This window comes from Kitasatospora sp. NPDC059747 (assembly GCF_042732955.1).
In the GTDB taxonomy this organism is placed as follows: Bacteria; Actinomycetota; Actinomycetes; order Streptomycetales; family Streptomycetaceae; genus Kitasatospora.
This window is the reverse complement of the sequence record NZ_JBHWGV010000295.1, coordinates 1-1,065: the sequence shown is the minus strand read 5'-3', so window position 1 is coordinate 1,065 and position 1,065 is coordinate 1. Positions and strand designations below refer to the sequence as shown.

Sequence of the window (1,065 nt, the reverse complement as noted above, 5' to 3'; positions counted from 1 at the left end):
GGTTATTGCAGATTGTTGCTTATTTTTTTGCTTAAGAAATTTTCGGTGGGCAGTTCTGTATTAAAGATAACAAGATTTATATTTTTGACCCGGAAACCGGGGCACTAGAGTATTTGGCTGACGATATCGAAAACTGGGCAAAAATAGTACTTAGTGATTATGAGACGCTCACGGGCTACCCGTTAGCGCATCAATGGCAAAAGAAGAATGGTCAGCTTCCCACAGGAAAACGTTTGTTGCCGAAGGTGCCATTCGTGCTGGGAGGAGATTTTGTGCTGGATAACATGTATATGGCAGATGCTGTGGAGGGGATGAGGTTTAGGGCTGATATTGCCTGCCAAATTAAAGACCTGCCAGACGGAGCTGAGATTAAACTAAAAACTGATAGTTAAGTGTTTAGCGTAAAGGGGACTGATTTATTTAAATATTTAAAAATCCAGATGAGTTGATTAAATAAATCCGTCCCCTTTGACCTATATATATGATCAGCTTCAGTCTGCTACTGTCGGTGTTCCGGCCAACACAAGCGCTTATAAAAATGCTATAGAGTTGACCTTGGAACGGATTAAAGTCGAGGCTGTTACGCCAGGCAGTCAAGTAAACCGCTGGTTAAAAAAAGAGTAATATTATGCAATATTTCCGTTTGATAGATGATGTGAATTTTCCGGGTAGGTGGCACTTGGGAGATATACATGAAGTCGATAATTGGGCGTTTATGCATTCCCGTCCCCAATTCTTAAATCATGGAAAAATTGATGTATATGTTGCCGGCGCAAGGATGGACTTTACTTTTTCGGAGGTTTTTGGTGTTCCCATAGTCAGTGAAAAAGTTAGAAAGGAGTTAATGTGTTTCCCTGAAGTAGAATTTTTCCCGGTAAGTATTAACTCTCACGGGTCTGTAGATGAATTTAATGTGATGGTGACCTTGGCGTCCGTTGAGTGCGTAGATGAAGAAAGGTCGCAGTTTCAAAAGTTCGAAGAGCTGGATCCGGTTAGGCCGGATAAAGCTGGTGATTATCGCGGTTTTATGCTCTTGTATTTAGAGACAAGTAAATTTAAAGGCTG

The 1,065-nt window shown here is 41.1% G+C and carries 2 protein-coding genes; both read left to right on the top strand.

Going from position 1 to position 1,065, the window contains the following annotated elements:
- The first annotated feature begins 113 nt into the window (after positions 1–113).
- On the top strand, positions 114–392 hold the full coding sequence (locus ACFV4G_RS43580) for a hypothetical protein (RefSeq protein WP_380449232.1): 279 nt from the start codon (positions 114–116) through the stop codon (positions 390–392).
- Between the two features lie 236 nt (positions 393–628).
- Positions 629–1,065, top strand: a 437-nt coding sequence (locus ACFV4G_RS43575; protein WP_380449231.1) for a hypothetical protein, incomplete at its 3' end; no start/stop codon positions are given.